This window comes from Brachybacterium equifaecis (genome assembly GCF_023509525.1).
GTDB lineage: Bacteria > Actinomycetota > Actinomycetes > Actinomycetales > Dermabacteraceae > Brachybacterium > Brachybacterium equifaecis.
The window spans coordinates 884,827-898,001 of record NZ_JAKNCJ010000001.1; the positions used below are offsets into that span (position 1 = coordinate 884,827).

Genomic DNA, 13,175 nt, shown 5'->3' on the forward strand with positions numbered 1-13,175 from the left:
GTCCCGCTTTGGCCAACCTCGTCCGACTCATCGGCAGACGCCTGATCTCGCTGCCCTTCATGGTCCTCGGCGTCACGCTGCTCGTCTTCATCGTCATGTCGTTCTCGAAGGTGGACCAGGCGCGGCTCGCGCTCGGCGAATCCGCCTCCCCCGCGGCGCTCGAGGCGTACCGCGAGGCGAACGGGCTCAACGCCCCCCTGCCGCTGCGCTACCTCCAGTTCCTCGGCGGCATGGTGCAGGGAGATCTGGGCACCTCCTCGGGCGGGGTTCCGGTCACGCAGCTCGTGGCCGACGCGTTCCCCCGCACCCTCCAGCTCACGTTCCTGGGCCTGATCATCGCGGCCGTCGCTGCCACGATCCTCGGCGTCCTCGCCGCCCTGTACCGGGACCGCTGGGTGGACCAGGTGATCCGCGTGCTCTCCATCGCGTCCCTCGCCACCCCCTCCTTCTGGCTCGCGCTGCTGCTGATCCAGTGGCTCGGGAACGTGCCCGGCGGCTGGGGCTTCTTCCCGGCGCTCGTCGGCCGCTGGGTCGGGTTCTTCGACGATCCCGCGCGCTACGCCAACAACATCTTCCTGCCCGCTCTCGCCCTCGCAGTCCCCGTCGCGGGGTCGCTCACCCGCGTGGTGCGCACCTCGATGGTGGAGGAGCTGGACCGCGACTACGTGCGCACGGCCATCGGCGCGGGCATCCCCTACCCGGTGGTCGTCGGCCGGAACGTGCTGCGCAACGCGCTGATCAACCCGATCACCGTGCTGGGCCTGCGCGTCGGCTACCTCATGGGCGGCGCCGTCATCATCGAGATCATCTTCAACATCCAGGCGATGGGAAAGCTCATCCTCGACGGCATCCAGCGCAACGACGTGTTCCTCGTGCAGGGCGTGACCCTGACCGTCGCGATCGCGTTCATCCTGGTCAACCTGATCGTCGACATCCTCTACGTGCTGGTCAACCCGCGGATCAGGAGCATCTGACATGCGACCGAACCTCGAGCAGAAGCTCCGCCGCGCCTCCGGCGGCACCCTGGCCTCCCTGCGCGGGATGCGCTGGCCGAACCTGGTGGCGATCGCGTTCCTCGCGCTGCTGGCGATCCTCGCGATCTTCGCACCGCTCATCGCGCAGCACTCGCCGCTCACCACCGGCACCCCGCTGCAGGCGCCGAGCGCCGAGCACTGGTTCGGCACGGACCGGATCGGCCGCGACGTCTTCTCGCGCGTGGCCCACGGCGCGCGCTACTCGCTGCTGATCGGCTTCGCCGCCACGGGCCTCGCGCTCCTGGCCGCAGCGATCATCGGCTCCTTCGCAGCCACCGCCCACAAGTGGGCCTCCGAGATCGTCATGCGCCTCCTGGACGTCGTGATGGCCTTCCCCGGCATCGCGCTCGCCGCCGTGTTCGTGGCCGTCTTCGGCACCTCGATCACCGTGCTGATCCTCGCGATCGGCTTCCTGTACGTCCCGCAGCTCGCCCGCGTGGTCCGCGCCAACGTTCTCTCCCAGTACGGCGAGGACTACGTGAGCGCCTCGAAGGTCATGGGGGCCTCGACCCCGTGGATCCTCGTCACGCACGTCGCGCGCAACTGCCTCGCCCCGATCATGGTCTTCGCGACCGTCCTCGTGGCCGACGCGATCGTGCTGGAGGCCTCGCTCTCCTTCATCAACGCCGGCGTGCAGCCGCCCGCCCCCTCGTGGGGCAACATCCTCTCCGAGGGCAAGCAGGCGCTGCTGAGCGGCGCGTGGTGGCCCACGTTCTTCCCGGGCCTGTTCATCCTCATCACGGTGCTGGGCCTGAACATCCTGTCCGAGGGCATCACCGACGCCTTCGCGGCCCCGCGCATCAAGCACCGGGCCGACGTCGACGCCGACGAGCGCCGCGAGCAGGAGAGCGCGCAGGAGATGGCCGCGCACGGCGGGCCGGTCCCGGAGGCGGAGCCCGAGATCGCTCTCGAGCGGGCGGAGCAGGACCGCGAGGCCGCCGACGCCCGCATCGCCGCCGACGAGGCCGCCGCGCAGGCGCCGGCGAGCGCCGCGGCGGACGACGGGCTCGTCCTCGGCCTCACCGACGAGCAGACGCGACGGACGCTGCTGCTGGAGTCCCTCGGCGCGCTGCGCACGGCCGAGTCGCGGCGCACGGACCGTCTGGTCCTGCCCGCCGAGACGCCGCTGGAGCCCCTGCTGAGCGTGCGCGATCTGCGCGTCGCCTTCCCCGGGGCGCACGGGGACGTCGACATCGTCGACGGCGTCAGCTTCGACATCCGGCCCGGCGAGACCATGGGACTGGTGGGCGAGTCCGGCTCCGGCAAGTCGGTCACCTCGATGGCGCTCATGGGGCTCCTCCCCCGCACGGCCCGCATCTCCGGGCAGGCCCTGCTGGGCGGGCGCGACCTGCTCGGCATGTCGCAGAAGGAGCTGAACGGCGTGCGCGGCAGGGAGATCGCGATGATCTACCAGGACGCCCTGTCCTCGCTGAACCCCTCGATGCTCATCCGCTCGCAGATGGCGCAGCTGACGAAGCGCGGCGGCACCCGCAGCGCCGAGGATCTGCTGGAGCTGGTGGGCCTCGATCCCGCGCGCACGCTGAGCTCCTACCCCCACGAGCTCTCCGGCGGCCAGCGCCAGCGCGTCCTGATCGCGATGGCGCTCACCCGGGACCCTCGGATCCTCATCGCCGACGAGCCCACCACCGCGCTCGACGTCACCGTCCAGAAGCAGGTCGTGGACCTCCTGAACAGCCTGCGCGAGGAGCTCGGGTTCGCGATGCTGTTCGTCTCCCACGACCTGGCCCTGGTCGCGCAGCTCGCGCACCGGATCACGGTCATGTACGCGGGCCAGGTCGTCGAGCAGGCGGACACCGCCCAGCTGCTGACCGATCCCCGGCACGAGTACACGCAGGGGCTGCTCGGATCGGTGCTCTCGATCGAGGCCGGTGCCGCGCGGCTCCACCAGGTCCAGGGCACCGTGCCCTCGCCGCGGGAGTTCGTCGCGGGCGATCGCTTCGCACCGCGCTCCAGCCGCCCGGGCGTCGGCCTCGATGTGAAGCCCAGCCTCCTGCAGATCCCCGGCACCACGCATCGCGTGGGCACCACCGAGGACATCCCCGAGTCCCTGATCGGAGCAGCGCGATGAGCCATGCGAGCACCGCATCTCCCCTGGAGGAGATCCTCGACCTGCGCGACATCACCGTCGTGCACACCCTGCGCAGCGGATCCCTGCTGAAGCCGGACACCATCCGGGCTGTCGACGGCATCTCGGTGACCGTCCGCAAGGGCGAGGTGATCGGGATCGTCGGCGAGTCGGGCTCCGGCAAGTCGACCCTCGCGAACGTCATGCTGGGCCTGCAGAGCGTGACCTCCGGGGAGGTCCTCTACCGGGGGCGCCCCGTGGACCGCGACCGCGCGGCCCGGCGCGAGCGGGGCCGGGCGATCTCCGTGGTCTTCCAGGACCCGGCGACCGCGCTGAACCCCCGCATGGCGGTCAAGGACACGCTCATCGACCCGCTGCGCGTGCACGGCATCGGGGACGAGCGCTCCCGCCGCTCCCGCGTGCGCGAGCTGCTGCACATGGTGGGCCTGCCGGCCTCCGCCTCGGACGTGCTCCCGCGGCAGATCTCCGGCGGCCAGCGCCAGCGCGTCGCGATCGCCCGTGCTCTCGCCCTCGAGCCCGACATCATCATCGCCGACGAGCCGACCTCGGCCCTGGACGTGTCGGTCCGCGCGCAGGTCCTGAACCTGCTGATGGATCTGAAGTCCGAGCTCGGGCTCGGGCTCGTGTTCATCTCCCACGACATGAACACCGTCCGCTTCGTCTCCGACCGCCTCCTCGTGATGAACAGCGGGAAGGTCGTGGAGCAGGGCCCCTCCGCCGACATCTTCGCCGACCCCCAGGACGACTACACCCGCACGCTGCTCGCCGCGACGCCCGCGCTGCTGTGAGCTCCAGGAAGGAACCCCCCATGTCCCCCCGCACCCCCACCGCCGACCGGCTCGCCGGCGTCGTCCCCCCGCTCGTCACCCCGCTCACCGCCGACGGAGAGCTCGATCTGCCCTCGCTCGAGCGGCTCATCGCTCACCAGATCGACGGAGGAGTCGACGGGATCTTCGCCCTGGGCTCCTCGAGCGAGGTCGCCTACTTCGAGGACGCCATGCGCGAGCGCATCCTCGAGGCCGTCACGGGAATCGTCGCCGGCCAGGTGCCGGTCCTCGTCGGGGTCATCGACATGCAGACCCGGCGGGTGCAGGCGCACATGCGCGCGGCCGAGCGCTTCTCCCCCGCCGGCTACGTCGCGACCGCCCCGTTCTACTCGATCACCGGCCCCGAGGAGATCGAGCGCCACTTCCGCCTGCTCGCCGAGGCCGCCTCGGCGCCCGTGTGGGCGTACGACCTGCCGGTGTGCGTGCACACCAAGCTCGGGGCCGACATGCTCGTGCGCCTGGGATCCGACGGTTGCCTTGCGGGCGTGAAGGACTCCTCGGGCGATGACGTCGGCTTCCGGCGCCTCGCCGCCCTGAACCGCGCGGCGGGCTCGCCGCTGAGCCTGCTCACGGGCCACGAGGTGGTCGTCGACGGCGCCTATCTCGCGGGGGCCGACGGCGTGGTGCCCGGGCTCGGGAACGTGGACCCGGCGGGCTACGCGCGGCTGCACCGCGCGGCGGTCAGCGAGGACTGGGCGGCGATGAAGGCCGAGCAGGAGCGGCTCTCCCGCCTGTTCGAGATCGTCTTCCAGCCGGTCGGGAAGGTCGGCCCGGCCGCGGGCGTCGGCGCGTTCAAGACCGCCCTGCGCGCGCTCGGCGTGATCTCCACGAACACGATGAGCGAGCCGATGTCGCCCATCGAGGGCGAGGCCGTCGAGCGGATCCGGACGCTGCTGGTGGAGACTGAGCTGCTGTGAGGCGCCCCGGATCCGGGACCGCGCGATGAGCACGCACCTCGCCCTGGACATCGGGGGGACGAAGATCAGCGCCGCCCTCGTCGAGCTCCCCGGGGACGGCGCCCCGCCCGTGGTCCGCGGTCTCACCACGGGGCCGACCCCCGCAGCCGACGGCGCGGACGCGGTGCTCGCGGCGGCGGTGCGCCTCGCGAGGAGCGCGCTGACGGCGAGCGCGGCGGAGCGGGGCGCCGCCGCTGACAGCCCCCGGCCGATCGACTCGATCGGCGTCGCCTCCGCCGGGGTGATCGACCTCGAGCACGGCACCGTGCTCGCCGCCACCGATTCCCTGCCCGGCTGGACCGGCACGGACATCGCCGGCCGGCTCCGTGCGGACCTCGGCGCTCCCGCGCATGTGCTCAACGACGTCCACGCGCACGGCCTCGGCGAGGCGCTCTTCGGCGCCGGCGCAGCGCACCCCTCCCTGCTGCTGCTCGCCGTGGGCACCGGGATCGGCGGCGCGCTCGTCGAGGACGGCGAGATCCGCACCGGCGCGCGCGGGGTCGCCGGTCACGTCGGCCACATCCCCTGCCCCGGGGCCGACGGGGTGCTGTGCCCGTGCGGCCGCAGCGGCCATCTCGAGGGGTGGGCCTCGGGGCCGGGCATCTTCGCGCGCTACCGGCGCGAGGGCGGCAGCGCCCTCAGCACCGCCGAGATCGCGCAGCAGGCCGAGCACGGCAGCGCCCTCGCGCGCACCGTGCTGGAGGACGCGGGCCTCGCGACGGGCCGCGCCCTCGGCGGGCTCCTCAACGTGCTGGATCCCGCGGTCGTGGCCGTCACCGGCGGGGTCAGCGGCGCCGGATCGCTGTGGTGGGACGCGCTGCTGGACGGCGTCGGCCGCGATGCGATGGATGCCGTCGCCGCCACGCCCGTGGTCCTCGCCCAGGCGGGCACCTCGGCGGCGCTGCTCGGCGCCGCCGCCCATGCCGCGCGCCGCACGCAGGCCTGATCAGCAGGCCTGATCATCCGCCGCCCGCGTCGCGTCCTGCAATCCTGAACGCCCCGCTCTTCGAGGAGAAGCCCCATGCCCGCACTGCATCCCGCCATCCGCGCCCTCGAGGGCACGCTGATCGTCTCCTGCCAGGCCTACCCCGGCGAACCCATGCGCGATCCGCGCACCATGGCGCAGGTCGCCGCCGCGGTCGAGGAGGGCGGGGCGTCGGCCGTGCGCGCCCAGGGCCTCGAGGACATCGCCCAGGTGAAGACCGCCGTCACGGTCCCCGTGATCGGGATCTGGAAGGACGGCAGCGAGGGCGTGTTCATCACGCCCACCCTCGCGCACTGCCGCGCGGTGATCGAGGCCGGCGCCGACATCCTCGCGCTCGACGGCACCCTGCGGGAGCGGCCCGACGGCCTCACCTTCGCCGAGACCCTGCGCCGCATCCGCGATCTCACGGACATCCCCGTGATGGCCGACTGCGACAGCGAGGAGTCCGCCCTGGCCGCCGCCGAGGCGGGGGCCGACATCATCGGCACCACTCTCGCCGGCTACACCGGGGCTCGACCGAGCACGGAGGGGCCCGACCTCGAGCTCCTCTCCTCCCTCGTCGCGCAGCTGCCGGGGCGCGCCGTGGTCGCCGAGGGGCGCGTCCACACCACCGCCCAGGCGGCCGCGTGCCGCGAGGCGGGGGCGTTCGCCGTCGTCGTCGGCACGGCGATCACCCATCCGACCTCGATCACCCGCTGGTTCGGCGCTGCCGTGCAAGGCGCGTGAGACCCCTGCCCCACCCGCCTGGTCGGGAGCGCCGGCCAGGCACGCCACCTACTACCCTGGACCCCATGGCAGCCCCCGAGACCGCGCTCACCGAGCGCTTCCAGACCGCATTCGCCTCCGCCTTCGGCGAGGAGCACCGCGACGCGAATCCGATCATCCGCCCCTCGCAGTTCGCCGACTTCCAGTGCAACGCCGCCATGGGGCTCGCCAAGCGACTGGGCATGAAGCCCCGCGACATCGCCCAGAAGATCGTGGATGCCGTCGACCTCGAGGGCATCGCGGAGCCGCTGGAGATCGCCGGGCCGGGCTTCCTGAACATCCGCCTGCGCACCGACTGGATTGCCGCGCAGGCCGCCGCTCTGACCGGCAGCGATCTCGGGGTCCCCGCCGCGCAGTCCCCGCAGACGGTCGTGCTGGACTACTCCGCGCCGAACGTCGCCAAGGAGATGCACGTCGGCCACCTGCGCACGACGGTCGTCGGCGACGCCCTCGCGCGCACCCTGGAGAAGCTCGGGCACACGGTCGTGCGCCAGAACCACCTCGGCGACTGGGGCACCCCCTTCGGCATGCTCATCGAGCACCTCCTGGAGGTCGGTGAGGACAGCGCCGAGGCGGAGCTCCTCGCGACAGATCCGAACACCTTCTACCAGGCCGCGCGCGCGAAGTTCGACGCCGCCGAGACCGAGGGTCCGTCGGCCGACGGAAGCGACTTCGCGACCCGCGCGCGGCGCCGCGTCGCGACCCTCCAGGGCGGGGATGCCGAGTCCCTGCGGATCTGGGAGCACCTGGTGGGGCTGTCCAAGGGCTACTTCCACCGCATCTACGACATGCTCGACGTCACCCTGCGCGACGAGCACCTCGCGGGCGAGTCGACCTACAACGACGAGCTCGCGCAGACCTGCGCGGACCTCGAGGCCGCCGGCATCGCGCGGATGTCCGACGGCGCGCTATGCGTCTTCCCCGCGGGGTTCATCGGCCGCGACGAGCAGCCGCTGCCGCTGATCATCCGCAAGTCCGACGGCGGCTACGGCTACGCGACCACCGACCTCACCGCGATCCGCCATCGCGTGCGCGATCTGCACGCCGACCGCATCGCCTACGTCGTCGGCACCGCGCAGGAGCTCCACTTCCAGATGGTCTTCTCGATCGCGCGCGAGGCCGGCTGGCTGCCGGAGAGCGTCGAGGCCACGCACGTGAAGATCGGCTCGGTGCTCGGCGAGGACGGCAAGATCCTGCGCACCCGCTCGGGCTCCTCGCTGCGCCTGATGGCGCTGCTGGAGGAGGCCGTGGCGAAGGCCCGCACCGTGATCGACGAGCTGCGCCCCGACCTCTCCGAGGACGAGCGCGCCTCGATCGCCCACGACATCGGCATCGGCGGGGTGAAGTACGCGGATCTGTCCACCGCGCACGACTCCGACTACGTGTTCGATCTCGACCGCATGCTCGCGCTGACCGGCAACACCGCCCCGTACCTGCAGTACGCCGTGGCGCGCATCCGCTCGATCTCGCGCCGCGCAGCAGCGCAGGGCATCGCGCCGGCGAGCGCGCCGCTGGTCGAGAACGCCGCCGAGCGCGCGCTCGCGCTGGAGCTGCTGCAGTTCGGCCCGACTCTCGTGCAGGCGGGGCTGCAATACGAGCCGCACCGCCTGTGCGCGTACCTGTTCTCGCTGGCCCAGGCGTTCACCGGCTTCTACGAGGCCTCCCCCATCCTCAAGGAGACGGACCCCGAAGTGCGCGCCGGCAGGCTCGCCCTCGCCCAGCTCACCGAGCAGGTGCTCGTCGAGGGTCTCGCCGCGCTCGGGGTGAACGCGCCGCAGCAGATGTGAGCGTGACCCGATCGTGTCCTTCCGTGACCGAACCGTGTCCCAGGAAAGGCACAGGATCCCTGGTCAGGGGCGCCATCGCCTTCTAGCCTGAGGGGGTGGAGCGGAGCCGGGCAGCGCATCGAGGAGCATGGCTCCTCTATGCCCTCGTGGCGCTCGCCCATCTCGGCTCGATGCTGGTCGACGCGCCCCTGCTGCAGCAGGTCACGCAGTCCCTCACGCTGCCGCTGCTGCTGGCGGCGGTGATCGCCGCCGTGCCTCTCGCCACCCGCACCGCGCGCCTGCTGGTCGCGGCTCTCGCGCTGTGCGCGCTGGGGGATCTGCTGCCCGTCTTCACCCCGTGGCCGAGGCCCGCCGCGACCACCCTGTTCCTGCTGGCGCTGCTGGTCTACGCGTGCGCGCTGGCACCCCTGTGGTCGCGAGGCCCTGACGGTCTGCGGCTGCTGCTGGCGATCCCCTACGGCGCGGTCGTGGTGGGACTGCTGATCGCGTGCCTCGACGGCGCCGGCGGCCTGCTGCCGCTGCTGATGGCCTATGCGCTCGCGCTCGCGCTGGTCGCGTTCCTCGCGGCGGGGGTCAACCCGCTCACGTGGGTGGGCGGCACGCTGCTGCTCTTCTCCAGCTCGGTGCTGGGGATGGCGTGGTTCCTGCCGGGGGCATGGCTGCCGCTCGCGGACATCTGGGTGATGCTGAGCTACTTCCTGGGCGAGGCGCTCATGGTCGCAGGCCTGCTGCGCACGATCCCACGGCGCCGCTGGGACGCGCCCGCGTCGGACTCCGCCGGCGCGCGCCTGATCATCACCGACTCGCAGGAGCTCATCGGGCTCTGAGGGGGCGGGAGGCCGAGGGCCCGGGCGGGCGCGCCGTCCAGTCCCGGGCGTTCAGTCCCAGGCGTTCAGTCGCGGGCGAGCGCGTCGGCGATGGCGGCCGACTGCTCCCGCAGCAGGCGCCCCATCGACTCCCCGCGCCGCATGCCCGGCATCATCGTGAGCCGCCCCGGGATCTCCCGGTAGGTGATCGGCAGCCCCGCCTCCTCGAGCTGGAGCCGGGCGACGCGGGCATCGCTGAGGAAGATGTCCTTCTCGCCGACGCTGAGGTGCACCGGGGGCAGCCCCGCGAGCGGAGCGTTCACCGGGGAGAGGTCGGGGTCGCTGAGCGGGGTGCGGCCCGCGTAGGCGCGCGCGGCGTGCAGCAGCAGCCGGCGCTCGTGGGGGAAGTCGCGCTGACCGGTCTCGGAGATCCCCGTCGTGCCGAGCTCGAGGTCCAGCCACGGCGACATCGCGACGATCAGATCCGGGGCGGGCACCCCGGCGAGCGCGCCCTCCCCGTCCCGCAGGCGGCGGGCGATCGCGAGCGCCATCCCCGCCCCCGCGTTGTGGCCGGCGAGGATCCAGCCGCCCGCGAGCACGCCCTGCTCGGCGAGCTGCGCGAGGACCGCCTCGGTGTCATCGAGCGCGACGGGGTGCTGGTGGTCGGGGGCGACGCGGTAGTCGATCATGAGGCCCGCGCAGCCGCGGGCGTCGGCCTGCGCGGAGAGCCAGGCCCAGTCCCCCGAGAAGGGGCCGGAGACGTAGGCGCCGGAGTGGAGGTGCACGATGACGCCCTCGTCCGCGCGATGGCGGTCCAGCCACAGGCACCGCGTGCGGCCCACCATCTCGGTGTCGATCGCGTGGCGCTTCTGCACGGCCCCGGGCGGCAGGGGGCGGCGCGCCTCGCGCACGGTGTGGGTGTAGAGCGGCCGCGGCAGGGGCATCCGCCTGACAGTGCGCGCTCCGACCACGACGGCGTCCTGGATCCGACCCATTCTCGATCTCCCTCCGGGGCTCGCCCGCTGCGCGTCCGCTGCGCACGGGGCGTGGATCCACAGTAGCGAACGGCCATCCGGATACCCTGCACACCATGACCTCCGAGCCCCTCGCCCCCGCCCAGCCCGCTCCCGTCCTCGTGCTCGCCGCGATGGCCGAGGAGTCCTCCCCGCTCGTCGCCCGCCTCACGGAGGTCCAGGAGGTCGCGGTGCCGTTCACCGGCAGCCAGCGCGCCTGGCGCGGCAGCCTCGCGGGCGTGGACACCGTCGTGATGACCACGGGGATCGGGATCGCCGCTGCCGCCGCCGCAGCGACCTGGGCGATCCTCACCCTCGCCCCCCGCGCCGTGATCTCCGCGGGCTCCGCCGGGGGCCTCGCCGCCGACGTCGAGGTCGGCACGCTGATCATCGGCGCGCAGTTCTCCTACTCCCTGGCCGACGCCACCGCCTTCGGCTACGCGCCGGGGCAGGTGCCCGGCGGCCCGGTGCAGTTCGAGGCCGACGCCGACCTGCGCGAGCGCGCCGAGGCCGCCGCCCGCGCCGCCGTCGGCACGCACCCCGTGCGCACCGGGCTCATGCTCTCCGGGGACGCCTTCGTGACCGCTCCGCTCGCGGATCCCATGCGCGAGCGCTTCCCCGGCGCCCTCAGCGCCGACATGGAGACCACGGGCATCGCGCAGGCCTGCGCGGCGCTCGGCACGCCCTTCGTCGCCGTGCGGGCCGTCTCGGATCTGTGCGGCCCCGCCGCCGATCAGCAGTTCCACCTCGAGCTCGACCTCGTGGCGGAGCTGTCGGCCCGCGCCGTCAGCGAGCTGGTTCTCACCCTCTGAGGGGCTGGGCTCGGCTTTCGCCGCCGAGGGCCCCTACGGTGGAGGACGGCCCCAGGCCACCTCCTCCCATCGCCGGGACGCGCACGCGCCCCGCAGCGCGCTGCGCCGTCAGCCGGCACCTGCCCCGCTCCCCCGCGCGGCAGGCCCCCACGACGAGAAGAGCACGCATGTCCTCGACCCCCAGTCCGCCCAGCACCCTGTCCAAGCCCGTCTTCTTCATCTCCGGCGGGATCGTCGCCGTGGCGGTGCTGCTGGCCCTCCTCCTGCCGGGCCCCTTCAGCACGGTGATCGGCGCGGTCAACACCGCGGTGGTCGACGCCGTCGGCTGGTACTACGTCCTGGTCGTCGCGGTGTTCGTCGCGTTCTCGATCATCGTGGCCGTCTCCCGACTGGGGAAGATCCGCCTCGGCAAGGACGACGAGAAGCCCGAGTACGGGCTGCTCTCCTGGTTCTCGATGCTGTTCGCCGCCGGAATGGGCATCGGCCTCGTGTTCTGGGGCGCCGCTGAGCCCCTCACGTTCTTCGCCGGCGGCGACCAGGTCCCGCCGAACGCCCAGAACCTCGCCACCGAGGCGCGCGCGAACCGCGCGATGGGGCAGACCTTCCTGCACTGGGGCCTGCATGCCTGGTCGATCTACGTGGTCGTCGGCCTCGCGATCGCCTACGCCGTGCACCGCAGGGGCCGCCCGATCTCGATCCGCTGGGCGCTCGAGCCGATCCTCGGCAAGCGCACCGACACCTGGATCGGCGACGCCATCGACATCATCGCGATCGTCGGCACGCTCTTCGGCATCGCGACCTCGCTCGGCTTCGGCGTGAACCAGATCTTCGCGGGCCTCGAGCACCTCGGGATCTTCTCGGCCGACCAGGAATGGATCAAGGTCCCCCTGATCCTCCTGATCACCGCGGTCGCGACGCTGTCGGCGGCATCGGGCGTCGACAAGGGCATCCGCTACCTCTCGAACACGAACCTCGCCCTGGCGGCGGTGCTGCTCGTGACGATCCTGATCCTCGGGCCGACGCTCTTCCTGCTGCGCGACTTCGTCTCCGGGATCGGCTACTACCTGCAGAACTTCATCCAGCTGTCCTTCCAGACCATGCCGTTCTTCGGCGACAAGGGCGCGGCCTGGGTCAACGGCTGGACCGTCAACTACTGGGGCTGGTGGATGAGCTGGTCGCCGTTCGTGGGCGTGTTCATCGCCCGCATCTCGCGCGGCCGCACCGTGCGCGAGTTCATCATCGGCGTGCTCCTCGTGCCGACCCTCGTCACGATGCTCTGGTTCACGATCATGGGCGGCACCGCCATCTCGCAGATGGTGCTGCGCGGGCTCGACCTGCGCCAGGCCGACGGCTCCATCAATGCCGACACCGCGCTGTTCGACATGTTCGCGAACCTGCCGGGCGGGGCGATCCTCTCGGGGATCGCGATCGTGCTGGTCTCGATCTTCTTCATCACCAGCGCCGACTCCGGCGCGTTCGTGGTGGACATGATCGCCCACCGCGGCGACACGAGCCCGCCGCGCATCACGCGCATCTTCTGGGCCGTGGCCTCGGGCGTCATCGCCGCCGCCCTCATCGGGATGGGGCTGTGGCACGGCGGGGACACCGCGGGGATGAGCGCGCTGCAGGCGCTCGCGCTGCTGTCGGCCGCTCCGTTCTCCGTGGTCATGATCGGCATGATGATCTCGGTGTGGAAGGAGCTGAGCCGGGAGGTCGAGGTGATCGAGGAGCTCGAGCTGGAGATCCGCCAGCGCGAGTACACCCAGCGCTACGACCACCGCATCACCGAGCACGTCGAGTCGACGGTCCAGGCGCAGGTCGCCGACAAGCTCGGCCCGGCCGTCGCCGCCGAGGTCGAGCAGCGCCTCCAGGCGGACGGCGCGGACCGGGCCTGACGGCAGGGCCAGGCGGACAGCGGGGCCGGGCTGACAGCCCGCGCCCAGCCCCCTGAGTCGCCCCGTCCCCTGACGCGCCCCGTCCCCTGAGGCGCCGAGATGCACGTGAGGACCCGAGATCGATCGATCTCGGGTCCTCACGTGCATCTCGGGCGTGCGCAGCAGCGGCCGCGCCTCACGCGCCACGC

Annotated in this window: 11 protein-coding genes; 10 read left to right on the forward strand and 1 reads right to left on the reverse strand. The window is 72.5% G+C overall.

Features of this window, described 5'->3' with window-relative positions; translation table 11 throughout:
- The first annotated feature begins 8 nt into the window (after positions 1-8).
- The 8 genes from Bequi_RS04080 (at position 9) to Bequi_RS04115 (ending at position 9,288) form a co-directional block, all read left to right on the forward strand.
- A complete protein-coding gene (locus Bequi_RS04080; protein ID WP_249736666.1) occupies positions 9-974 on the forward strand; it encodes an ABC transporter permease in 966 nt (321 codons plus the stop codon).
- A 1-nt stretch (position 975) separates the two neighbouring features.
- Positions 976-3,123: a dipeptide/oligopeptide/nickel ABC transporter permease/ATP-binding protein gene (locus Bequi_RS04085; RefSeq protein ID WP_249736667.1), complete on the forward strand. Its 2,148-nt coding sequence runs from the start codon at positions 976-978 to the stop codon at positions 3,121-3,123.
- Positions 3,120-3,929, forward strand: a complete 810-nt coding sequence (locus Bequi_RS04090) for an ABC transporter ATP-binding protein (protein WP_249736668.1) — start codon at positions 3,120-3,122, stop codon at positions 3,927-3,929. Before Bequi_RS04085 ends, Bequi_RS04090 begins: the two co-directional genes overlap by 4 nt.
- Before the next feature lie 20 nt (positions 3,930-3,949).
- Positions 3,950-4,885: a dihydrodipicolinate synthase family protein gene (locus tag Bequi_RS04095; RefSeq protein ID WP_249736669.1), complete on the forward strand. Its 936-nt coding sequence runs from the start codon at positions 3,950-3,952 to the stop codon at positions 4,883-4,885.
- Positions 4,886-4,910: 25 nt separating this feature from the next.
- Entirely contained in the window at positions 4,911-5,870 is a 960-nt protein-coding gene (locus Bequi_RS04100; RefSeq protein ID WP_249736670.1) for an ROK family protein, read from the forward strand.
- 75 nt (positions 5,871-5,945) lie between these two features.
- Positions 5,946-6,635, forward strand: coding sequence for an N-acetylmannosamine-6-phosphate 2-epimerase (locus tag Bequi_RS04105; RefSeq protein ID WP_249736671.1), 690 nt, complete (start codon positions 5,946-5,948; stop codon positions 6,633-6,635).
- 65 nt (positions 6,636-6,700) lie between these two features.
- Positions 6,701-8,461, forward strand: coding sequence for an arginine--tRNA ligase (gene argS, locus Bequi_RS04110; RefSeq protein ID WP_249736672.1), 1,761 nt, complete (start codon positions 6,701-6,703; stop codon positions 8,459-8,461).
- Between the two features lie 95 nt (positions 8,462-8,556).
- Positions 8,557-9,288: a lysoplasmalogenase family protein gene (locus Bequi_RS04115; protein ID WP_249736673.1), complete on the forward strand. Its 732-nt coding sequence runs from the start codon at positions 8,557-8,559 to the stop codon at positions 9,286-9,288.
- Positions 9,289-9,353: 65 nt separating this feature from the next.
- Here the strand turns inward: Bequi_RS04115 and Bequi_RS04120 are convergent, their stop codons facing one another.
- The gene (locus Bequi_RS04120) at positions 9,354-10,262 is read right to left on the reverse strand and encodes an alpha/beta hydrolase fold domain-containing protein (RefSeq protein WP_249736674.1); all 909 of its coding nucleotides are present in this window, start codon (positions 10,260-10,262) and stop codon (positions 9,354-9,356) included.
- Positions 10,263-10,357: 95 nt separating this feature from the next.
- Here Bequi_RS04120 and mtnN point away from each other — a divergent pair, with 95 nt between their 5' ends.
- The gene (gene mtnN / locus Bequi_RS04125) at positions 10,358-11,092 is read left to right on the forward strand and encodes a 5'-methylthioadenosine/S-adenosylhomocysteine nucleosidase (protein WP_249736675.1); all 735 of its coding nucleotides are present in this window, start codon (positions 10,358-10,360) and stop codon (positions 11,090-11,092) included.
- A gap of 167 nt (positions 11,093-11,259) precedes the next feature.
- Positions 11,260-12,987 (forward strand): BCCT family transporter, encoded by a 1,728-nt coding sequence (locus tag Bequi_RS04130; RefSeq protein ID WP_249736676.1) that lies wholly within the window; start codon positions 11,260-11,262, stop codon positions 12,985-12,987.
- Positions 12,988-13,175: the final 188 nt, after the last annotated feature.